We start from the raw sequence: 21,132 nt of genomic DNA on the forward strand, positions 1-21,132 counted from the left end.
GCGTCTATTAACGGGTAGTGGAGAAAATTCCTTTATCCATCATTTCCTCTGTCACTAAAATAATCTCGTCTTCATTCTTCTCTGGGCAAATGACGGCACCATCTGGAATCTTGATACCTGCAGGAATGATTGCCTTATTCACATATACATTCTCTCCTATTACCGCATCAGGCATAATAACAGAGTTTTGGATCACAGAGTTTTTACCGACATTTACACCTTGGAATAATACGGAATGATCGATTTTCCCTTCAATGAAGCAGCCTTCATTCACAAGGGAGTCCTTCACATCTGCATACGGGGCAATAAACTGTGGAGGCTGATTTGGATTAACAGAATAGATTCTCCAATCATACTCGAACAGATTCAGTTCACAATCCTCTTTTAATAGGTCCATATTCGCTTCCCAAAGACTTTTAACCGTCCCGACATCCTTCCAATAACCTTTAAAAGGATAGGCAACCAACCTCTTGTTCTCTTCTAATAACAAGGGAATGACATCCTTCCCGAAGTCATGGCTGGATTCTGGGTTCCTGTCATCCATTTCCAGATACTCTTTCAAAATAGACCATTTGAAAATATAGATTCCCATGGATGCCAGGTTGCTTTTAGGGTGGGCAGGTTTTTCGTCAAATTCAACCACTTCCAGCTTCTCGTTCGTATTCATGATGCCAAATCTGCTCGCTTCCTCCCATGGTACCTCCACCACGGAGATGGAGACATCCGCATCCTTTTGAATATGGTAATCTAACATTTCCTCGTAATTCATTTTATAAATGTGGTCACCAGAGAGAATTAACACGTATTCCGGGTCATACTGGGTAAGGTAATTTATATTCTGGTAGATGGCACTCGCAGTCCCTGTGTACCATTTGACACCCGAAGATTCGGTATAAGGAGGTAGTACCGTCACTCCCCCATTTTTACGGTCAAGGTCCCATGTACTCCCAATGCCGATATAGGAATTGAGTACCAGCGGCTGGTATTGAGTCAAAACCCCGACAGTAGTAATCCCTGAGTTTGTGCAATTGCTCAATGCAAAATCTATGATTCTATATTTTCCACCAAAAGGGACGGCCGGCTTAGCTAAAGTTTTCGTCAAGGAACTGAGTCTGCTCCCTTTTCCTCCTGCTAGTAACATTGCTACACATTTATTCTTCGACATCCGCTACCTCTCCCCTCTAATTTTCTTTGGTCTCCACATACTTACACCAAACGGAGCAACATTGACCATCATATGATATTGCTTACCGTGATATGCTCCCTCTTGTGCACTAATTTCCTGATCATTCACAAAGCCACTCCCACCAAACCTTTGCTCATCAGAATTGAATACTTCTTCATATTCCGCTAAAAGGGGGACTCCTACTTTAAAGCCTTCATATGAGGCACCAGTGAAATTACATAGTATAACTAACATATCCCCAGGTTTTTTGCCTCTTCTGATAAAAGAGAAGATGCTTTGATCCCGGTTGTCAGCATCAATCCATTCAAACCCTTCCGCCTCATGATCCCATTCATACAAAGCCTTTTGATTATGGTAAAAAGACAATGCCTCTTTGAAATAATGATGAAGCTGTTGATGAGATTCATACTGATCTATCAAGAACCAATCCAATTGCTCCAGGTCCTTCCACTCATCGAACTGTCCAAACTCTCCACCCATGTAAAGGAGCTTCTTACCGGGATGTGCCAGGAAAAATCCATACAGCAACCTTAACTGTGCAAATTTTTCATGGTACTCACCTGGCATTTTGTTAAGCAATGATTTTTTTCCATGAACGACTTCATCGTGTGAAAACGGTAAAATGAAATTTTCGGAGAATGCATACACGATTGAAAATGTCACTTTATCGTGCAGAGGCTTCCTTTGCTCTGGTGATGCCTCCATATAGCTTAGAATGTCATTCATCCATCCCATATTCCATTTATAGTTGAATCCCAATCCCCCGCTAGAAGTTGGAGTAGTGACAAGAGGCCAATCCGTAGAATCTTCCGCAATCATCAGCACACTGTAATCCTTCTCAAAGACCGCCTCATTTAACTTTTTCAAAAACTGCTGGGCAAACGGATTCGCATGCTCCTCTTGTGAATTCGGCCAGTACAACATATTTGCCACAGCATCCACCCGGAAACCATCTACATGATAATACTCCATCCAAAACAGGGCATTGGAAATGAGGAAACTTCGAACTTCAGGCTTACCAAGATCGAAATTAGCAGTCCCCCACACCTCATTCTCCCGATCATGATAGTTCTCATATTCAAAGACAGGTGCTCCGTCAAACATATACAAGCCATGGCCATCCTTACAGAAGTGACCAGGAACCCAGTCCAGTATTACACCGATATCTTCTTGGTGACATGCATCGATGAAAGCCATCAGGTCAACCGGACTTCCGTACCGGCTCGTTGCAGCATAGTACCCTGTACCTTGATATCCCCATGAACGATCATACGGATGCTCTACTAGCGGAAGTAATTCAATATGAGTGAAACCATGCTCCTTTACATAAGGAATAAGCTCGGCAATCAACTCTCTATAGGAAAAGAGCTCATCCCCCACTTTTTTCTTCCAGGAACCAAGATGCAGCTCATATATGAACATTGGCTTCTCATAAACCAGCTTCCGCTTTTTCTTTCTGCGCCAATTCTGATCTTTCCATTTATAACCTTCCATATCATAGACAATGGAAGCTGTATTAGGGCGCACCTCTGCATGAAAAGCATAAGGATCTGCCTTATGTAATATCTCTCCTGATTGTGTAACAATTTCATATTTATATAAATGTCCGTTCAGATCGTCTTCTATATGGATGCTCCATACACCCTCATTATTCAATCTTTCCAGTGGATGCTTCTGCCCGTTCCACTCGTTAAAAGAACCTATGACTCGAACCGCTTTCGCATTAGGTGCCCAGACAGTAAACCTGGTCCCCAACACCTTCTTGCGATGGCGTACGATATGTGCTCCAAAAAGTTCATAACTTTTATGTAACGTCCCCTCGTGAAAAAGGTGCAGTTGAAAATCCGTCGTACTTGTAGCAATCAATTTTTTCACCCTTCCGTCATTCCATATAAAAAGAATATTGTTATACACTACTATTCTCTTTTTTATAATATTCTCCTTTATACGACAAGTCAGAATCGTATGACATAAAACAACATATTAAATACCGGTAGGGGATTTTGTCGAATTTTATTTTTTTCAGGAAATCGTTTTCATTGTTGTTTTAAAAGAACTCTTGATTTATCAACGTTTTTGTAAGGGGATACAAAAGGAGATGATTCGACCAAATACTAGGAGGACTTTTGTGGTATTATGTCGAAAAGTATTTAATAGAATTAAAGTGAAAATAACAAAATGTATACGCATACACTTTGTTTCTATTCTAATATATTAAATATATTATTGAAAAATGTGTTTGAGATGAAAATGAAAAGGGTATAGATTATGTTGTCAATCTATTTTTATAGGAGTGTTGAGGAGAAAAAAAGGTAGTAATGAAAAAAGACAAATAAAAAAAGCCATGATATTTTATAAATACCACAACTTTTGATGACCCGTACGGGATTCGAACCCGTGTTACCGCCGTGAAAGGGCGGTGTCTTAACCGCTTGACCAACGGGCCAGATATTCTGGCGGAGAAGGAGGGATTTGAACCCTCGCGCCGCTTACACGACCTACACCCTTAGCAGGGGCGCCTCTTCAGCCACTTGAGTACTTCCCCAGAGATGGCTCCACCAGTAGGATTCGAACCTACGACCCTTCGGTTAACAGCCGAATGCTCTACCGCTGAGCTATGGTGGAACGTCATTTTTTTTATAAAATGGTGGGCCTAAGTGGACTCGAACCACCGACCTCACGCTTATCAGGCGTGCGCTCTAACCAGCTGAGCTATAGGCCCACAAAAATGGAGCGGGTGATGGGAATCGAACCCACGACATCAGCTTGGAAGGCTGAGGTTTTACCATTAAACTACACCCGCTAAAAAGGGCGACTGATGGGAATCGAACCCACGAATGCCTGAACCACAATCAGGTGCGTTAACCACTTCGCCACAACCGCCATAATACTATTTAATTTAAGAATGGTGCCGGCGATAGGAGTCGAACCCACGACCTACTGATTACAAGTCAGTTGCTCTACCAACTGAGCTACACCGGCATTTAATGATGTTTTCTTCACTTTGTGAAAAAACAAAGTGGCTCGGGACGGAATCGAACCGCCGACACATGGATTTTCAGTCCATTGCTCTACCAACTGAGCTACCGAGCCAAACTATAATATTTTGAAAAAATGGCGGTCCCGACCGGGATCGAACCGGCGATCTCCTGCGTGACAGGCAGGCATGTTAACCGCTACACCACGGGACCATTTGGTTGCGGGGACAGGATTTGAACCTGCGACCTTCGGGTTATGAGCCCGACGAGCTACCGGACTGCTCCACCCCGCGATAATATTAATTAAGTTTAAAATTCTATGCTTATATATACCGACTGTCCCGTTCTCTGAAAGTGTGTGCAGAGTAGTCTGTCGACCGGTACAACTCGAAGCTTTTGCAAGAAGCCTATGCTCGTTGCTCCACCCCGCGATAATAATATAGAATCTATACTCACCATATTCTAAAGTTAATATGGCGGAGGAAGAGGGATTCGAACCCCCGCGGGCTTTGACACCCCTGTCGGTTTTCAAGACCGATCCCTTCAGCCGGACTTGGGTATTCCTCCGCGTATAGAAAGAACTGGTGGACCTTGTAGGACTCGAACCTACGACCGGACGGTTATGAGCCGTCTGCTCTAACCAGCTGAGCTAAAGGTCCTTTTTGGTAGCGGCGGAGGGGATCGAACCCCCGACCTCACGGGTATGAACCGTACGCTCTAGCCAGCTGAGCTACACCGCCAAAAAGTAAAAGTATTTCATTAGATTTACAGGCACCAATGTTACTGGTCTGTGTCCCTTCCTCTGCAAGCAAATTCAAGGATGCTAATCCGTCGGCACAACTCGGAGCAAATTCTTGAAGTAATGCTCGTCGCTACACCGCCAAAAAGTAAAAGTATTAAAGTGGAGCCTAGCGGGATCGAACCGCTGACCTCCTGCGTGCAAAGCAGGCGCTCTCCCAGCTGAGCTAAGGCCCCATATCAAGGGTAAATATTAATGGTCGGGAAGACAGGATTTGAACCTGCGACCCCTTGGTCCCAAACCAAGTGCTCTACCAAGCTGAGCTACTCCCCGATAATGGCGCGCCCGAGAGGACTCGAACCCCTAACCTTTTGATCCGTAGTCAAACGCTCTATCCAATTGAGCTACGGGCGCTTATAAATGAAAGTAATTTTGCTATTATAAAAAACTCTGGTGCCGAGGACCGGAATCGAACCGGTACGGTAGTCACCTACCGCAGGATTTTAAGTCCTGTGCGTCTGCCAGTTCCGCCACCCCGGCAAATCTGTTGGAGCGGAAGACGGGATTCGAACCCGCGACCCCCACCTTGGCAAGGTGGTGTTCTACCACTGAACTACTTCCGCTAATATAAAATTACAATGCGGGTGAAGGGACTCGAACCCCCACGTCAAAGACACTAGATCCTAAGTCTAGCGCGTCTGCCAATTCCGCCACACCCGCAAGATAAATGGTGTGCCATGAAGGACTCGAACCTTCGACCCTCTGATTAAAAGTCAGATGCTCTACCGACTGAGCTAATGGCACATAATGGTGCCGGCGATAGGAGTCGAACCCACGACCTACTGATTACAAGTCAGTTGCTCTACCAACTGAGCTACACCGGCATTATTGTTGATTTTTTCAATATGTGAAGAATTTATGGTGGAGGATGACGGGATCGAACCGCCGACCCCCTGCTTGTAAGGCAGGTGCTCTCCCAGCTGAGCTAATCCTCCATATTATCCGCCTGGCAACGTCCTACTCTCACAGGGGGAGATCCCCCAACTACCATCGGCGCTGAAGAGCTTAACTTCCGTGTTCGGTATGGGAACGGGTGTGACCTCTTCGCCATCATTACCAGACAAATAATATTATACAAAATTGAGAAAGAAAATCAAGAAGTTTTTCATCTTTTTTATTCCTTCAAAACTAGATAGTGTGTTCGTATCAAGATATTCATATCGTTCACTTATTTCATCATTGTTGGGTTAAGTCCTCGATCGATTAGTATTCGTCAGCTCCACATGTCGCCATGCTTCCACCTCGAACCTATCTACCTGATCATCTTTCAGGGATCTTACTTACCGAAGTAAAAGGAAATCTCATCTTGAGGGGGGCTTCATGCTTAGATGCTTTCAGCACTTATCCCGTCCGCACGTAGCTACCCAGCTATGCCTTTGGCAAGACAACTGGTACACCAGCGGTGCGTCCATCCCGGTCCTCTCGTACTAAGGACAGCTCCTCTCAAATTTCCTGCGCCCACGACGGATAGGGACCGAACTGTCTCACGACGTTCTGAACCCAGCTCGCGTACCGCTTTAATGGGCGAACAGCCCAACCCTTGGGACCGACTACAGCCCCAGGATGCGATGAGCCGACATCGAGGTGCCAAACCTCCCCGTCGATGTGGACTCTTGGGGGAGATAAGCCTGTTATCCCCGGGGTAGCTTTTATCCGTTGAGCGATGGCCCTTCCATGCGGAACCACCGGATCACTAAGCCCGACTTTCGTCCCTGCTCGACTTGTAGGTCTCGCAGTCAAGCTCCCTTGTGCCTTTACACTCTGCGAATGATTTCCAACCATTCTGAGGGAACCTTTGGGCGCCTCCGTTACTCTTTAGGAGGCGACCGCCCCAGTCAAACTGCCCACCTGACACTGTCTCCCAGCCCGATAAGGGCTGCGGGTTAGAATTTCAATACAGCCAGGGTAGTATCCCACCGACGCCTCCACCGAAGCTAGCGCTCCGGCTTCTCAGGCTCCTACCTATCCTGTACAAGCTGTACCAAAATTCAATATCAGGCTACAGTAAAGCTCCACGGGGTCTTTCCGTCCTGTCGCGGGTAACCTGCATCTTCACAGGTACTATAATTTCACCGAGTCTCTGGTTGAGACAGTGCCCAGATCGTTACGCCTTTCGTGCGGGTCGGAACTTACCCGACAAGGAATTTCGCTACCTTAGGACCGTTATAGTTACGGCCGCCGTTTACTGGGGCTTCGGTTCAAAGCTTCGCTTGCGCTAACCTCTCCCCTTAACCTTCCAGCACCGGGCAGGCGTCAGCCCCTATACTTCGCCTTACGGCTTCGCAGAGACCTGTGTTTTTGCTAAACAGTCGCCTGGGCCTATTCACTGCGGCTCTCTCGGGCTTTAACACCCTAACAGAGCACCCCTTCTCCCGAAGTTACGGGGTCATTTTGCCGAGTTCCTTAACCAGAGTTCTCTCGCTCACCTTAGGATTCTCTCCTCGCCTACCTGTGTCGGTTTGCGGTACGGGCACCATACTCCTCGCTAGAGGCTTTTCTTGGCAGTGTGAAATCAGGAACTTCGGTACTATATTTCCCTCGCTATCACAGCTCAGCCTTAATGAGAAGCGGATTTGCCTACTTCTCAGCCTTACTGCTTAGACGCGCATATCCAACAGCGCGCTTACCCTATCCTTCTGCGTCCCCCCATTGCTCAAACGGAGTGGAGGTGGTACAGGAATATCAACCTGTTATCCATCGCCTACGCCTTTCGGCCTCGGCTTAGGTCCCGACTAACCCTGAGCGGACGAGCCTTCCTCAGGAAACCTTAGGCATTCGGTGGAAGGGATTCTCACCCTTCTTTCGCTACTCATACCGGCATTCTCACTTCTAAGCGCTCCACCAGTCCTTACGGTCTAGCTTCAACGCCCTTAGAACGCTCTCCTACCACTGTTCGTAAGAACAGTCCGCAGCTTCGGTGATACGTTTAGCCCCGGTACATTTTCGGCGCAGAGTCACTCGACCAGTGAGCTATTACGCACTCTTTAAATGGTGGCTGCTTCTAAGCCAACATCCTGGTTGTCTAAGCAACTCCACATCCTTTTCCACTTAACGTATACTTGGGGACCTTAGCTGGCGGTCTGGGCTGTTTCCCTCTTGACTACGGATCTTATCACTCGCAGTCTGACTCCCATGGATAAGTCTTTGGCATTCGGAGTTTGACTGAATTCGGTAATCCGATGAGGACCCCTAGTCCAATCAGTGCTCTACCTCCAAGACTCTAACACATGAGGCTAGCCCTAAAGCTATTTCGGAGAGAACCAGCTATCTCCAGGTTCGATTGGCATTTCACCCCTACCCACACCTCATCCGCTCACTTTTCAACGTGAGTCGGTTCGGGCCTCCATTCAGTGTTACCTGAACTTCACCCTGGACATGGGTAGATCACCTGGTTTCGGGTCTACGACCACGTACTCATTCGCCCTATTCAGACTCGCTTTCGCTACGGCTCCGTCTCTTCGACTTAACCTTGCACGGGATCGTAACTCGCCGGTTCATTCTACAAAAGGCACGCTATCACCCATTAACGGGCTCTAACTACTTGTAGGCACACGGTTTCAGGATCTATTTCACTCCCCTTCCGGGGTGCTTTTCACCTTTCCCTCACGGTACTGGTTCACTATCGGTCACTAGGGAGTATTTAGCCTTGGGAGATGGTCCTCCCTGCTTCCGACGGGATTTCTCGTGTCCCGCCGTACTCAGGATCCACTCAGGAGGGAACGAAGTTTCAACTACAGGGTTTTTACCTTCTATGACGGACCTTTCCAGATCGCTTCATTTACCCCGTTCCTTTGTAACTCCATGTTGAGTGTCCTACAACCCCAAGAGGCAAGCCTCTTGGTTTGGGCTAATTCCGTTTCGCTCGCCGCTACTCAGGAAATCGCGTTTGCTTTCTCTTCCTCCGGGTACTAAGATGTTTCAGTTCCCCGGGTCTGCCTTCATTACCCTATGTATTCAGGTAAAGATACTGCTCCATTACGAGCAGTGGGTTTCCCCATTCGGAAATCTCCGGATCAAAGCTTACTTACAGCTCCCCGAAGCATATCGGTGTTAGTCCCGTCCTTCATCGGCTCCTAGTGCCAAGGCATCCACCGTGCGCCCTTAATAACTTAACCGTCGACCAAAATTGGTCATGTGTCGATATCAGCGATGATATCTATAAAGAAAATTACTAAGATGAACGATATTTTGTGAATATCTTGATATTAGTTACATTATCTAGTTTTCAAGGAACAACTATGACAATTCGTAAGAATTGCCTATTTAGAGAGAATGCTCTCTCAAAACTAAACAAAACAACAAGCGTACATTCCTTAGAAAGGAGGTGATCCAGCCGCACCTTCCGATACGGCTACCTTGTTACGACTTCACCCCAATCATCTGTCCCACCTTAGGCGGCTGGCTCCAAAAGGTTACCCCACCGACTTCGGGTGTTACAAACTCTCGTGGTGTGACGGGCGGTGTGTACAAGGCCCGGGAACGTATTCACCGCGGCATGCTGATCCGCGATTACTAGCGATTCCGGCTTCATGCAGGCGAGTTGCAGCCTGCAATCCGAACTGAGAACGGTTTTATGGGATTGGCTCGACCTCGCGGTTTTGCTGCCCTTTGTACCGTCCATTGTAGCACGTGTGTAGCCCAGGTCATAAGGGGCATGATGATTTGACGTCATCCCCACCTTCCTCCGGTTTGTCACCGGCAGTCACCTTAGAGTGCCCAACTGAATGCTGGCAACTAAGATCAAGGGTTGCGCTCGTTGCGGGACTTAACCCAACATCTCACGACACGAGCTGACGACAACCATGCACCACCTGTCACTCTGTCCCCCGAAGGGGAACGTCCTATCTCTAGGAGTGTCAGAGGATGTCAAGACCTGGTAAGGTTCTTCGCGTTGCTTCGAATTAAACCACATGCTCCACCGCTTGTGCGGGCCCCCGTCAATTCCTTTGAGTTTCAGTCTTGCGACCGTACTCCCCAGGCGGAGTGCTTAATGCGTTAGCTGCAGCACTAAAGGGCGGAAACCCTCTAACACTTAGCACTCATCGTTTACGGCGTGGACTACCAGGGTATCTAATCCTGTTTGCTCCCCACGCTTTCGCGCCTCAGTGTCAGTTACAGACCAGAAAGTCGCCTTCGCCACTGGTGTTCCTCCAAATCTCTACGCATTTCACCGCTACACTTGGAATTCCACTTTCCTCTTCTGCACTCAAGTCCCCCAGTTTCCAATGACCCTCCACGGTTGAGCCGTGGGCTTTCACATCAGACTTAAAGGACCACCTGCGCGCGCTTTACGCCCAATAATTCCGGACAACGCTTGCCACCTACGTATTACCGCGGCTGCTGGCACGTAGTTAGCCGTGGCTTTCTGGTTAGGTACCGTCAAGGTGCGAGCAGTTACTCTCGCACTTGTTCTTCCCTAACAACAGAGCTTTACGACCCGAAGGCCTTCATCGCTCACGCGGCGTTGCTCCATCAGACTTTCGTCCATTGTGGAAGATTCCCTACTGCTGCCTCCCGTAGGAGTCTGGGCCGTGTCTCAGTCCCAGTGTGGCCGATCACCCTCTCAGGTCGGCTACGCATCGTCGCCTTGGTGAGCCGTTACCTCACCAACTAGCTAATGCGCCGCGGGCCCATCTGTAAGTGATAGCCGAAACCATCTTTCAATAAAGAACCAGGAGGTTCCTTATATTATCCGGTATTAGCTCCGGTTTCCCGAAGTTATCCCAGTCTTACAGGCAGGTTGCCCACGTGTTACTCACCCGTCCGCCGCTGACCTTTCAAAAGCAAGCTTTTAAAAGGTCCGCTCGACTTGCATGTATTAGGCACGCCGCCAGCGTTCGTCCTGAGCCAGGATCAAACTCTCCAATAAAGAGTCTGAGCTTTTGCTCAAAATTTGCTAGCTTGTGTTACTTAAATCATTTTGTTAATCCCGTAGGATTAACGTTATGACGCTGTTGTTTTGTTTAGTTTTCAAAGATCATTTTCTTACAAATTTCGCTCAAAAGCGACTTCCTAATCATAACAACTTGTTCGTTTAAAGTCAAGCTGTTTTTTGATTATTTTTCAAGTGCTTTGTTGCTATATTAATATCGCCTGCTCGAAGCGACGAGATTAAATATACCACCCTCACAACTATATTGCAATACTTTTTCTGAAAAAAATTTCATGTTAGTGTTGTCATCTAATAATACTTTATAGAAGAAACATATCATCTAATAACTTTACTCTACAAATGAGATAATTCGACAAATGGAAAAAGCTTGTCGTTTTCTAGTAGGTTATGTATGATGATAAGTAATAATTAAATAATTCCACGAGGGGGGCCACTATGGCTGAGAGTGAACTATTATGTTCTGACCCTTTGAACCTGTTAGTTAATACTATCGTAGGGATGTGGCACATTTTATTTCTTAACGTTATCTAAGCAATAAAGGAGCCCTCCTTTATTGCTTTTTTTATTTTCATGGTTCTGTAAATTGATGAAATAGCGGATAAATGAGCATGATGTTACAGCCCATTTAGACTGCTTACCAACAACTTAATGTCAGAACCGTTATTCTAAGGAGGAGTATTATGAAGAAAAATAATACGTTGTTTCTTGTCGAGGTTGCCATTTTTAGTGCCTTGGCTTATATGCTAGATTTATTATCTGGAGCATTATCCCAAATATGGCCACAAGGTGGCTCTATAGCAATTTCAATGGTACCAATATTTATCATGGCGTTTCGATGGGGATTAAAAGGTGGTATCCTTTCAGGCTTTGTCCTTGGGTTATTACAAATAGTAACAGGTAACTTTTATGGAGTGGATCCTGTACAGATTTTCTTAGATTATATTGTAGCTTTTGTCGTACTAGGATTTGCTGGTGTTGTGGCAAAACAAGTTGTGAATTCCTCTAAGGAAGACAACTTAAAGAAGTTAACTTTATTCGTAACAATTGCGATATTCCTTGCATGTCTACTCCGGTTCTCCGCTCACTTCGTGGCAGGCATGATCTTCTTTGGTCACTTTGCTCCGGAAGGACAGCCAGTGTGGCTTTATTCTTTAATTTACAATGGTTCATATATGTTACCGAGCTTTGTTGTTACCACCGTAGTCACAGTATTGTTAATCAAGACAGTTCCCCGTATTTTTAGATTCAATAAGTCCATTGCCTAAGCTGATCAATTAGATCAGCTTTTTCTATTTGCTTTTCTACAAATACATATTAATTGTTGGATTGATGGAGCCTGAGCTTTTAAAAGAGATGATATAAAAATTACTAGAATGTTCCGTTTGCTTCCTTCATATAATGGAATAACTGATGGAGCAGGGGGAAAAGATATGTATCTCTTAAAATACACAGCGTTTTTGATAGCTTTGCTAACTTCAATCGTATTGTTTTTATTTGCTTACTTTGAGGCGGTGCGAATAAGCGAATCAGAAGAGAAAGTACGTGGAGAGAACGTGATTATGAGTTTTTCACTTGCGCTTTTTTTTGCTATTATGGCCACTCGGTTAAGTTAAACTTTACATAATTAAAGCTAATTACACTAAAAGCCGACAATGTCGGCTTTTTACCCTTCTCTTATAAGCTTCCGCAAGTCTTTCCAAACGTATGCCGTTTCCTCATAACTGTTTTCACCAATTTTAATCTGTTCAGTATCTAGTTCTTCGGGACAGAAGGAAAGATAGAAATGTTTACAAGGGTTTTCTGTTAGAACCCATACAAGCATGGAGAAATGGTCTTTTTCCATTAAGAAGCTTGCTACTTCTTGAATCAGTTTTTTTCCTATTCCTCTTCCCTGGTTCTCTTTAAGCAAATAGATGGCATACAACTCAGTGTCTATGCCGTATTTCTTCGTACGCTCAGGTCCCCCGCTGGCAAAGCCTACAACTTTCCCATCAATTAATGCAACAAATAAACAACTCTCGTTGAACCCCCGCTCAATAACCCCTTTCCACATCTCTTCCCGGCTGCTCTTGGATAAGGACTGTAAATAGTTTTCATCAACAATACCCTGATAGGTTGTTTTCCAACTTTCAACATGAACCTCGGCAATTGCACATTCATCGCCTGGAATCGCCAATCTTACATCCATTTCCTCTCCTCCTCTTTTCTCTCCGATGTTAACACTTTGTTGTGATTTGTCTTCCTATTCTCTCTTAGAAAATAACCTACACTTAACATTACTAGGAATCCTCCCAAGAATTGAGTCCATGTTACCGATTCATTTAAAACATAGTATGCAAGAATAGCAGCACCAATTGGCTCAAAGAGAATACTCATGGATATAACATTGGTACTGATATACCGGACTGCCCAGTTGAATAAAGAATGTCCCAACAGTGTGGGGAAGATGGCAAGCAGGATGAACCATCCCCAATCTGATGCAGAATAGCCTGTGAATGAATCACCTGTAAACAGCACATAGAGAAACAATGTAACAGTGCTGAACCCATAGACAATGAATGTATAGGTAACCAACGATAATCTTTTTCTGACATCCTGCCCAAATAGAAGATAAGCTGTAACCAGCGCACATGCCACTAGCGCAAGGATATCTCCGAAAAGAGCCATTCCACTTATTCTAAAATCTCCCCAGCTGATCACAACACTTCCGAGAATTGCGATGATTCCACTGGTAATCGCTTTTTTACTGAGCCTTTCCTGGAAAAACAGGTATGTCCCTATAAAGGCGAACAGTGGCTGTAGCGTGACAAGTACAGTTGAACTAGCCACACTGGTATAGTTCAAGGATTCAAACCATAAAATAAAATGAAATGCCAAAAATACTCCGGCAAGAACAGAAAAAAGCCAGTCCCTTCCTCTAATTCGCTTTAATTCCCCTACATATTTATATAGAAAAACGGGAAGTAAAAATAACACAGAAAATAGTAACCGATAGAAGGCCACCACTCCGGCTGGTGCTTCCGCCAGTTTGACAAATATGGCTGAGGCGGAAACAGTTATTACTCCCACCGCGAGAGCCACATAAGGATTAAACCATTTATTCATACACTTTCACCCAAACCATTTCCATTTAAGTTTATACTTTCTAATTGTACAGAATATTGTTATAATTCTCTAACCATTTGTTATTAAATAGGTTGCTTTCAAAGTTGTCAATGCAACTATGGAAAGAAACAATATACAAGAATCATACAGCATTTTATACAGGAGGTGCCATATGAAATTATTTTTCGAATTTATCGACGAGTACGATTTTGTAGTAAAGCTTATCTTTGCAACCTTTGCAGGTATTATCATTGGCCTAGAGCGTGAATTAAAAGGAAAGCCACTTGGATTAAAGACTTGTGTAATTGTATCCGTGATGGCTTGCCTCTTAACCATCGTCTCCTATGAATCCGCCTTTCTCTATTCAAAAGAGTATTCGAGACCTATGGACCCAGGTCGTATTCCTTCCTATGTAATTAGTGGTATTGGATTTTTGGGAGCAGGCGTGATACTTCGTAGAAGCAATGAAGCCATTTCCGGCCTGACTACAGCAGCATTGGTATTGGCCTCTGCCGCTTTGGGGATTACAATAGGTGCAGGTTTTTTTATTGAAGGTGCTTTCGGCGTTATCTTTATCATCTTGGGTGTGAAGGTCATCCCTTCCCTTTTTGAAAAAATCGGACCGAAGAAATTGAAGGAAAAAGAGATTAAAGTGAAGATCTATCTTGAAAAAGATGTTGACCTGACCATGGTCATGAAAGAGATTCATCATAAAAACTTGTCTATAAAGCGAGTCAAAGTAAAAGAAGAAAAGGACGATATTGTATTAAACTGCATCATCACAACCAAGAAGATTGTATACACAACAGATGTCTATTATGAATTGAAATCATTGACCGGTGTCATCCAAGCGGAAGTAGAAAACTTGGACTAATAAAATCTTTTCAAATAATGTTTGCAAAAGGCTGATTTTTTGGTAAAATAAATTCAGTCTCATCGGGGCGGTAGTTCAGTGGGAGAATACTTCGCTGGCAGCGAAGGGGTCGTGGGTTCGAATCCCATCCGCTCCATACTAAAGGCACCACTACATTGTAGTGGTGCCTTTTTTTGATCCTCTTTTGACCCACTAATGAAGTAATTCCTTTAGACTATTTACGATTCAATAGAATATCTTAAATCCGGACAAGCATACGATGGTAAAGATAATCATTGGAAAGGAAGATAGTGCGATGATGACCTCCATGAGGAAAACCTTTACTGCCTCCCTGTATGCCACCATGGCTATCAGTTTTTGGGGGATTTCATTTGTGTCCACAAAGGCTGTTTTGGATAAGCTTGATCCTTTCACCTTATTGGTAATGAGGTTCGGCATAGGAGCTTTGTTTTTAATGATTCTATTAGTTCTAAAACGTGAACGATTTTCCATTTCTATAAAATATATTCCCCATCTACTAGTGTTGGGAATATTGGGCGTCTTTGTTCATCAAGTATTGCAAGCGAGTGCCTTGTTGACGATAGATGCCTCTGCTGCAGGATGGCTTATTTCCTTTTCCCCCATTTTCACCGTCTTTCTATCGATGCTATTCTTGCACGAAAAAATGACCCTTTCTAGAGCGATTGGAATGATTCTAGCTGTAGTTGGTGTATTTATGATTACTTCCGCAAGAAGCGGCCAGCCTTTCACTCTTACCTTGAACATTGGTTTTATTTTGATGATTCTAAGTACCTTGAACTGGGCTATCTATTCCATTCTTTTAAGAGGGCTCCGTATCCCCTATCCCGCGCTAGTCATAACTTTTTATATGAGTTTCATAGGTTTCGTTCTAACTACACCTTTTTTCATAAAAAACAAAGGGTGGGTATCCCTCCCCCTGCTTAACGCCGGGGAATGGGCCCACCTATTGTTTCTTGGAATATTTGTTTCTGGTATTGCTTATTGGTATTGGGGGAAAGCGCATGAAGTAATGGTAGCATCAAAGGTTTCAATGTTTTTATATTTAGAACCTATTACTACTTTACTTGCAGCTTTAACCTTATTACATGAAAAAATAAATGTCACCAGTGTTTTCGGTGGTGTAATTATTATAGTAGGTGTTGTTATTGTTAATGGGCAGTTATTGCCCTCCTTGTTACGTCATATCTCTGCATGGTTCTTTATAAAAACAAAGGAATGATCAATCCTGCTCCCAGTAGAATTAATGCTCCACCTAATCTTGAAGAAATCTGGGCAAATGGCATCAATTCCATTCTCTTTGCAGCAGATAATACTGCAACATCCCCTGTCCCCCCCATATTTGCCATGCATAGGCCGGCAGTGATGGCTGATTCGATTGGATAGAAACCTACCATTTTCCCTAAAATACCCGCACCGATTACAGCTCCTACTACCACACCAGCAACAATAAGGATGTACTGTACGCTAAGTGCATTCAACACTGCTTCAAGGTCGGTATATGCGACACCGATTCCAAACAGTAATGCCAACGTCCAGTTTTTCGCAACGAACTGATACCACTGGCTCGCTCCTTCCACGACTGATGATGGCAGAAGGTTGGCTATTTTTACAATGGCAATCAAAATGATCATAATGGCATATGGATGCAAGGGCATCAATCCATCCAATAAGAAACCGATCGTAAAGAAAGTTAACGCCGCTGCCATCCCGGCACCCATTTTTCCTATTTCGTATTTTTGTACTGTTTTTTCATACGTAAAACCTTTCATTAGTACACCGTTTCCGGAAAGGCTTGGCATCTTGTTCCCCAATACATTCAAGGCGCTTGCAAGTACAATCGCAAATACATTTCCAAGGGCCAATGCCGGCACTAAAATAGATATATAATAGCTAGGACTGTTTCCTAAAAGCTCCGAATAGATTTGACTCATAGGTACTGCACCGGCACCCATTCCACCACCAAGTATTGGCAGGGTAATGACCAACACAGCTTCCTGAAGTGTGAATCCGACGAGCATACCGACAATAGCAGCGATAGCCATCGCACCGAGCACCGCACCCATAATTGGTAAGAAGAATCGGACGCCTACTTTTACAAGCATTTGGGAGTTCATCCCTAAAATACTTCCTGTTATTAAGGCCGCAATGTAAAAGTCTAGAAATCCTCCAGTTGTCATAAAATCAGTGATGGAGGTTGAAACATTTTCTGGTAATATCCCACTATAGACCATGTAAGCGGAACCAAAAATAGCCACAATGGCACCTCCGCCGAGGAATGTCTTAATTATTGGCAAACGATCGCCAATCCAGCCCAATGCCTCTCCGAACACTACCATAACAAGGAGGGCGCCTATCATACCAGTGGGCAAATTATCCGTATACACAGCAAGCGCTGTTAAAACAAGGAACACCCCAAACCATAGCACTGGTATATTAAAAATGCTCACACCTTGTTTAGTTGGAATGGAGTAAATTTTGGTATTACTTTTGGAAGGTAGAGTAGTTTCTGTGTCTTTTTTTACTGCTTGCTCCATTTAGGACAACTCCCTTTTCTGAATATTATTGAGCATCAAGCCCTGCATCAATTAAGATACAGAACTTGATCGGATAGATTTCTTTTTTGCGATATTTGCGACAGCTTTGGATACTTCCACCGCCACCTGTTTATCCAGTGCGCTTGGAATGATATTGTCTGCGCGTAATTCTTTTTCACTTACCATTTTTGCGATGGCATAGGCAGCAGCAATCTTCATTTCTTCTGTGATATCGGTAGCTCCAGAATCAAGAGCTCCTCTGAAGATTCCTGGGAAAGCCAGTAGATTATTAATCTGGTTAGGATAATCGGAGCGCCCTGTTCCCACCACTGCTGCCCCTACGGCCAAAGCCTCTTCCGGATAGATCTCCGGGATAGGATTTGCAAGTGCAAAGACAATCGGATCCTTAGCCATTTTCATGATATGACTCTGCTTCAAAGCTGCCGGGCCCGAAACACCAATAAATACATCTGCACGGGAGATAGCTTCATTAAGTGTTCCATTAATCTGGTGCAGATTTGTTCGTTTAGCTATCTCTGCTTGACTGGCATTCATCCAATCCAACCCTTCACACACAATACCTTCGAGGCTGACTAGGGTAATATCAGCAAAGCCCGCTGTCAGGAGAAGCTTTGCAATGGAAATTCCGGCAGCCCCAGCTCCATTGATGACGATTTTAGTCGTCTCCTTCGGTTTCTTTACCAGCTTTAATGCATTGATCAATGCACCCAATACAACAATTGCCGTCCCATGCTGATCATCATGGAACACCGGGATTTCCAAGTCTTTTTTTAACCGCTCTTCTATTTCGAAACATCTTGGTGCTGCAATATCCTCTAAATTTATCCCTGCAAAGGTTGGCTGAAGCGCTTTGACTATTGATACAATTTCATCCACATCTGTGGTATCAAGACAAATTGGAAATGCATCGATATCTGCAAACTGCTTGAAAAGGATACTCTTTCCCTCCATGACAGGCATCGCTGCTTTAGGGCCGATATCCCCAAGACCAAGCACTGCAGTACCGTCTGTCACAACGGCTACCATATTGCCTCGTGATGTTAATGAATTTACCTTACTTGAGTCTTTGGCAATCTCTTTGCAGACATCTCCTACACCAGGTGTATAAGCTAGACTTAGATCATCTTCCGTTTGTATATCAATCTTGCTGACGACCGCAATTTTTCCCGCATTTTCACGATGAAGATTCAGAGCTTTCTCTTTTAAGTTCGTTCCTTTCATATCCATCTCTCCTTTAAAGAAATCGCTTTCACTTTTTTATCATCCTACTGGGAAAGATGTACTTTTCATAGATTAATAAAGTAATATACGAGTTTTGTAACTAAAAAAAGTGACCAAGACTGGTCACTTTTTTAATAGTATTTCGAAAGTACATCCACGTTCATTTCTTTATAGACGTACTGATAAATGGGTCTACCAATGGTTCCATACGTCATCCTTTCCCCCAATACGCCGATACTTTTCAAGAATTTCAAATACTTTCTGATGGATACTCTGGATATTTGAGTGATTTCTGCTATATCCTCTGTGGAAAAGGAATCGGATTTTTTCAGTTGTATTGCGTCCATTACCACTTTCAAGGTCGCTTTTGTCAAACCTTTAGGAAGACTTTCAGCTTCTATTGCTTGATGCTTCTGATGAAGTATCCGTTGATCCAGTTCTATTTGATTAAAGACATGCTGATTGGATAACAGAGTCCATTTATCCTTATATCTTAGAAGTGCCTGCTTAAATCTATCAAATTCAAAAGGTTTGATAAGATAATCGAAAGCCCCATAGCTTAAAGCTGACTGAATGGTTTGGGCATCAGAAGCAGCTGTAATAAAAATGACGTCCAATCGGGCTTGGGCAGCTCTTAAATTCCTCATTAGTTCAAGTCCTGTTTTTCCAGGCATAAAATTATCGAGTAGAAGAAGGTCCACCTCTTTTTTCTGCAGAACATTTTGAGCGGCATCAGGTGTATGCACAATATCCACCAAAGCAAAGCCGTCCAATTCTTCAAGATACCGTTTATTGAATTCCGCTACCATAGGATCATCATCTAGAATCAAGACTTTAATCATGGTTGTTCACCTCCATATGGTATATCTATTTGAAAAATGGTTCCTTTGTTTTGAAAAGTATCCACTACAAGCGTTCCACCAAGTTTATCCACACTTTTTTTCACGAGGAATAACCCGTATCCACGGTTTGGACCTTTCGTAGAATACCCTTTTGAGAATATATTTTTAAGAACCATGTCCTTGATCCCGATACCTGAATCCTCTACCACAATAGTAAGCATGTGTCCAATGTTTGATAGTGTGACATTGACCTCTTTAATCTCCCTATTTTTCACTGCTTCCATGCCATTATCAATCAAGTTTCCAAGTATAGTGATTAGTTCATGAATGGTATTGGATGGAACAGATTCGGGAATGACCGTTTCCGTGTTGATCGACAGTTGTACTCCTGACTCCCTAGCATAACTCAATTTCCCAAGAATGAAGCCTGATAGTACCGGATTCTCTATATTTGTCGTGACAACCCCTATTTCTTTATGGCGATTTTGAACCGTTTCGTTTATAAAACCTGAGAGTTGATCATAATTCTTCAACCTGACCATTCCCAAAATGACTTGCAATTTATTCATAAATTCATGAGATTGAGCCCTTAAAGCTTCCGCATACGATTTAACACCTGTCAGCTGTTCAGCCAATAAGTCCACCTCCGTTTTATCACGAAAGGTTGAGATGGCACCAACCACTTGGCCATCCACTTGAAGCGGAACCCTATTGACGAGACAGGACATCCCGTTGATTTCAAGTTCTTCGTCCAATTCTGGCGTTCCAGAGGCCAGTACTCTGTCCAGACGGGAACTAGGCATATACTCACTTACCTTCATTCCCACGGGATCGCCCTCTAGTCCTGCCCTTTTGAAAATAGCAAGTGCAGATTTATTTACAAGCACTATCCTAGCTTCTTTATCGACAGCAATAATTCCTTCCCGCACGGACTGCAGCATCGTGTCCCTCTCCTGCAGGATTTTAGCAATGGCAAAAGGCTCTAAGCCATACAACGTCTTTTTAATATAGGCAGCAATCAAAATCGCACCAATTAAGCCTGCAATCAAGCCAAACAATGAACCGATAAGTAGCTTTAAATGGCTCGCAAATACAGTGTCTTCTACCCTATCAAGGGATATCCCTACCGCAACGGCTCCAATTTGAATCCCTTGATCGTCATAAACAGGCGTGAAGGTACGCAAAGAGGTTACCATTGTTCCTTTGGCTATGGATGTACTCTCTTCTCCTTCAAGTACTGCCTTTTCATCTCCTCCTTCAAAAGGAAGGCCTATATTTTCTTCATTTGGATGCGACTTTCTGATTCCGTCCATATCCATAACGACAATAAATAAAACATCTGCCGTCTCCAAGACATCTGCAGTATAGGACTGAATGTCTGAAGCTTTTTCATCAACTATCAATCCCTGTCTAACTATATCATCCTTAGCCACAATCCTCGCTATTATCTTAGCTTTTTCTTCTTGGTCTTCCTTAATCGTTTTCGTTACGTGCTGGCTTATTAATACATCCGTTATTAATAGAGATAACACGACCACAAGACATACCAGTAATATAATGAGAGGCCTTAATCTCATTTTTTTTAACATATGTAAATCCTCCCGGAGTTTCATTGCTACTATATTAACAGAAAATAGAGATGGAAAATAAAAAAAAGT

The 21,132-nt window shown here is 43.9% G+C and carries 12 protein-coding genes, 23 tRNA genes, 3 rRNA genes and 1 riboswitch; of the genes, 5 read left to right on the forward strand and 33 right to left on the reverse strand.

Translation table 11 applies throughout. The annotated features are described in order from the left end of the window. Nucleotides 1-7: 7 nt before the first annotated feature. The 27 genes from MKY77_RS20145 to MKY77_RS20275 form a co-directional block, all read right to left on the reverse strand. Nucleotides 8-1,165, reverse strand: coding sequence for a glucose-1-phosphate adenylyltransferase (locus tag MKY77_RS20145; RefSeq protein ID WP_339147456.1), 1,158 nt, complete (start codon nt 1,163-1,165; stop codon nt 8-10). Between the two features lie 3 nt (nt 1,166-1,168). Continuing rightward, entirely contained in the window at nt 1,169-3,052 is a 1,884-nt protein-coding gene (glgB, locus tag MKY77_RS20150; protein WP_339149872.1) for a 1,4-alpha-glucan branching enzyme, read from the reverse strand. 508 nt (nt 3,053-3,560) lie between these two features. Further along, a tRNA-Glu gene (locus MKY77_RS20155) sits at nt 3,561-3,632 on the reverse strand. An 8-nt stretch (nt 3,633-3,640) separates the two neighbouring features. Beyond that, nucleotides 3,641-3,731, reverse strand: a tRNA-Ser gene (locus MKY77_RS20160). Nucleotides 3,732-3,736: 5 nt separating this feature from the next. After that, a tRNA-Asn gene (locus MKY77_RS20165) sits at nt 3,737-3,811 on the reverse strand. A gap of 20 nt (nt 3,812-3,831) precedes the next feature. Continuing rightward, nucleotides 3,832-3,908 (reverse strand) — tRNA-Ile (locus MKY77_RS20170). A gap of 7 nt (nt 3,909-3,915) precedes the next feature. After that, nucleotides 3,916-3,989, reverse strand: a tRNA-Gly gene (locus tag MKY77_RS20175). A gap of 7 nt (nt 3,990-3,996) precedes the next feature. Then, nucleotides 3,997-4,069: transfer RNA gene (locus MKY77_RS20180), tRNA-His, on the reverse strand. A gap of 23 nt (nt 4,070-4,092) precedes the next feature. Further along, nucleotides 4,093-4,168 (reverse strand) — tRNA-Thr (locus MKY77_RS20185). Nucleotides 4,169-4,206: 38 nt separating this feature from the next. After that, nucleotides 4,207-4,279, reverse strand: a tRNA-Phe gene (locus MKY77_RS20190). A 22-nt stretch (nt 4,280-4,301) separates the two neighbouring features. Next, a tRNA-Asp gene (locus tag MKY77_RS20195) sits at nt 4,302-4,377 on the reverse strand. A gap of 3 nt (nt 4,378-4,380) precedes the next feature. Then, a tRNA-Met gene (locus MKY77_RS20200) sits at nt 4,381-4,457 on the reverse strand. 181 nt (nt 4,458-4,638) lie between these two features. Then, nucleotides 4,639-4,731 (reverse strand) — tRNA-Ser (locus MKY77_RS20205). A 15-nt stretch (nt 4,732-4,746) separates the two neighbouring features. After that, nucleotides 4,747-4,823 (reverse strand) — tRNA-Ile (locus MKY77_RS20210). Nucleotides 4,824-4,827: 4 nt separating this feature from the next. Beyond that, nucleotides 4,828-4,904 (reverse strand) — tRNA-Met (locus MKY77_RS20215). A 162-nt stretch (nt 4,905-5,066) separates the two neighbouring features. Then, nucleotides 5,067-5,139: transfer RNA gene (locus tag MKY77_RS20220), tRNA-Ala, on the reverse strand. Nucleotides 5,140-5,159: 20 nt separating this feature from the next. Beyond that, a tRNA-Pro gene (locus MKY77_RS20225) sits at nt 5,160-5,236 on the reverse strand. Nucleotides 5,237-5,240: 4 nt separating this feature from the next. Next, nucleotides 5,241-5,317 (reverse strand) — tRNA-Arg (locus tag MKY77_RS20230). 37 nt (nt 5,318-5,354) lie between these two features. Then, nucleotides 5,355-5,443, reverse strand: a tRNA-Leu gene (locus MKY77_RS20235). 8 nt (nt 5,444-5,451) lie between these two features. Next, a tRNA-Gly gene (locus tag MKY77_RS20240) sits at nt 5,452-5,526 on the reverse strand. A 16-nt stretch (nt 5,527-5,542) separates the two neighbouring features. After that, nucleotides 5,543-5,623: transfer RNA gene (locus MKY77_RS20245), tRNA-Leu, on the reverse strand. Between the two features lie 8 nt (nt 5,624-5,631). Continuing rightward, a tRNA-Lys gene (locus tag MKY77_RS20250) sits at nt 5,632-5,707 on the reverse strand. A gap of 4 nt (nt 5,708-5,711) precedes the next feature. Further along, a tRNA-Thr gene (locus tag MKY77_RS20255) sits at nt 5,712-5,787 on the reverse strand. Between the two features lie 35 nt (nt 5,788-5,822). After that, nucleotides 5,823-5,898, reverse strand: a tRNA-Val gene (locus MKY77_RS20260). Nucleotides 5,899-5,907: 9 nt separating this feature from the next. Further along, nucleotides 5,908-6,024: ribosomal RNA gene (gene rrf / locus MKY77_RS20265) — 5S ribosomal RNA — on the reverse strand. Nucleotides 6,025-6,146: 122 nt separating this feature from the next. Further along, a 23S ribosomal RNA gene (locus MKY77_RS20270) occupies nt 6,147-9,078 on the reverse strand. Nucleotides 9,079-9,280: 202 nt separating this feature from the next. Further along, a 16S ribosomal RNA gene (locus tag MKY77_RS20275) occupies nt 9,281-10,832 on the reverse strand. Together the 16S, 23S and 5S rRNA genes with 22 tRNA genes alongside form the textbook arrangement of a ribosomal RNA operon. A gap of 437 nt (nt 10,833-11,269) precedes the next feature. Further along, nucleotides 11,270-11,372: riboswitch (TPP riboswitch) on the forward strand. A gap of 164 nt (nt 11,373-11,536) precedes the next feature. On the opposite strand from MKY77_RS20275, the gene thiT reads away from it, so the two are divergent. Continuing rightward, on the forward strand, nt 11,537-12,121 hold the full coding sequence (gene thiT, locus MKY77_RS20280; protein ID WP_339147457.1) for an energy-coupled thiamine transporter ThiT: 585 nt from the start codon (nt 11,537-11,539) through the stop codon (nt 12,119-12,121). A gap of 165 nt (nt 12,122-12,286) precedes the next feature. Continuing rightward, a complete protein-coding gene (locus MKY77_RS20285; protein WP_339147458.1) occupies nt 12,287-12,469 on the forward strand; it encodes a hypothetical protein in 183 nt (60 codons plus the stop codon). Nucleotides 12,470-12,519: 50 nt separating this feature from the next. Here MKY77_RS20285 and MKY77_RS20290 read toward each other — a convergent pair whose 3' ends face one another. Both MKY77_RS20290 and MKY77_RS20295 read right to left on the reverse strand, forming a co-directional pair. Then, nucleotides 12,520-13,044 (reverse strand): GNAT family N-acetyltransferase, encoded by a 525-nt coding sequence (locus MKY77_RS20290; protein WP_339147459.1) that lies wholly within the window; start codon nt 13,042-13,044, stop codon nt 12,520-12,522. Next, nucleotides 13,035-13,961, reverse strand: a complete 927-nt coding sequence (locus MKY77_RS20295; RefSeq protein WP_339147460.1) for a DMT family transporter — start codon at nt 13,959-13,961, stop codon at nt 13,035-13,037. The genes MKY77_RS20290 and MKY77_RS20295 overlap by 10 nt, the downstream gene beginning before the upstream one ends. A gap of 172 nt (nt 13,962-14,133) precedes the next feature. Here MKY77_RS20295 and MKY77_RS20300 point away from each other — a divergent pair, with 172 nt between their 5' ends. From MKY77_RS20300 to MKY77_RS20310, 3 genes are all read left to right on the forward strand, one after another. Beyond that, a complete protein-coding gene (locus MKY77_RS20300; RefSeq protein WP_339147461.1) occupies nt 14,134-14,835 on the forward strand; it encodes an MgtC/SapB family protein in 702 nt (233 codons plus the stop codon). Nucleotides 14,836-14,899: 64 nt separating this feature from the next. Next, nucleotides 14,900-14,971, forward strand: a tRNA-Ala gene (locus tag MKY77_RS20305). A 123-nt stretch (nt 14,972-15,094) separates the two neighbouring features. Further along, nucleotides 15,095-16,075 carry a DMT family transporter gene (locus tag MKY77_RS20310; RefSeq protein WP_339147462.1) on the forward strand — a complete coding sequence of 327 codons (981 nt, stop codon included), beginning with the start codon at nt 15,095-15,097 and terminating at the stop codon, nt 16,073-16,075. Here MKY77_RS20310 and MKY77_RS20315 read toward each other — a convergent pair. The 4 genes from MKY77_RS20315 to dcuS form a co-directional block, all read right to left on the reverse strand. Further along, nucleotides 16,056-17,390 carry a 2-hydroxycarboxylate transporter family protein gene (locus tag MKY77_RS20315; protein WP_339147463.1) on the reverse strand — a complete coding sequence of 445 codons (1,335 nt, stop codon included), beginning with the start codon at nt 17,388-17,390 and terminating at the stop codon, nt 16,056-16,058. The genes MKY77_RS20310 and MKY77_RS20315 overlap by 20 nt on opposite strands. A gap of 51 nt (nt 17,391-17,441) precedes the next feature. Beyond that, the gene (locus tag MKY77_RS20320) at nt 17,442-18,632 is read right to left on the reverse strand and encodes an NADP-dependent malic enzyme (protein ID WP_339147464.1); all 1,191 of its coding nucleotides are present in this window, start codon (nt 18,630-18,632) and stop codon (nt 17,442-17,444) included. A gap of 131 nt (nt 18,633-18,763) precedes the next feature. Further along, complete coding sequence (locus MKY77_RS20325; RefSeq protein WP_339147465.1) at nt 18,764-19,474, reverse strand: response regulator; 711 nt, start codon at nt 19,472-19,474, stop codon at nt 18,764-18,766. Continuing rightward, entirely contained in the window at nt 19,471-21,063 is a 1,593-nt protein-coding gene (gene dcuS / locus MKY77_RS20330; RefSeq protein WP_339147466.1) for a DcuS/MalK family sensor histidine kinase, read from the reverse strand. Before dcuS ends, MKY77_RS20325 begins: the two co-directional genes overlap by 4 nt. Nucleotides 21,064-21,132 lie beyond the last annotated feature (69 nt).

Source organism: Sutcliffiella sp. FSL R7-0096 (genome assembly GCF_038595065.1).
Taxonomy (GTDB): Bacteria; Bacillota; Bacilli; order Bacillales; family Bacillaceae_I; genus Sutcliffiella_A.

Bases quoted from the DNA above. Each gene is read 5' to 3' on its own strand.
- MKY77_RS20145 (WP_339147456.1), bottom strand. From the start codon at position 1,165: ATGTCGAAGAATAAATGTGTAGCAATGTTACTAGCAGGAGGAAAAGGG.
- thiT (WP_339147457.1), top strand. From the start codon at position 11,537: ATGAAGAAAAATAATACGTTGTTTCTTGTCGAGGTTGCCATTTTTAGT.
- MKY77_RS20285 (WP_339147458.1), top strand. From the start codon at position 12,287: ATGTATCTCTTAAAATACACAGCGTTTTTGATAGCTTTGCTAACTTCA.
- MKY77_RS20290 (WP_339147459.1), bottom strand. From the start codon at position 13,044: ATGGATGTAAGATTGGCGATTCCAGGCGATGAATGTGCAATTGCCGAG.
- MKY77_RS20295 (WP_339147460.1), bottom strand. From the start codon at position 13,961: ATGAATAAATGGTTTAATCCTTATGTGGCTCTCGCGGTGGGAGTAATA.
- MKY77_RS20300 (WP_339147461.1), top strand. From the start codon at position 14,134: ATGAAATTATTTTTCGAATTTATCGACGAGTACGATTTTGTAGTAAAG.
- MKY77_RS20310 (WP_339147462.1), top strand. From the start codon at position 15,095: ATGGTAAAGATAATCATTGGAAAGGAAGATAGTGCGATGATGACCTCC.
- MKY77_RS20315 (WP_339147463.1), bottom strand. From the start codon at position 17,390: ATGGAGCAAGCAGTAAAAAAAGACACAGAAACTACTCTACCTTCCAAA.
- MKY77_RS20320 (WP_339147464.1), bottom strand. From the start codon at position 18,632: ATGAAAGGAACGAACTTAAAAGAGAAAGCTCTGAATCTTCATCGTGAA.
- MKY77_RS20325 (WP_339147465.1), bottom strand. From the start codon at position 19,474: ATGATTAAAGTCTTGATTCTAGATGATGATCCTATGGTAGCGGAATTC.
- dcuS (WP_339147466.1), bottom strand. From the start codon at position 21,063: ATGTTAAAAAAAATGAGATTAAGGCCTCTCATTATATTACTGGTATGT.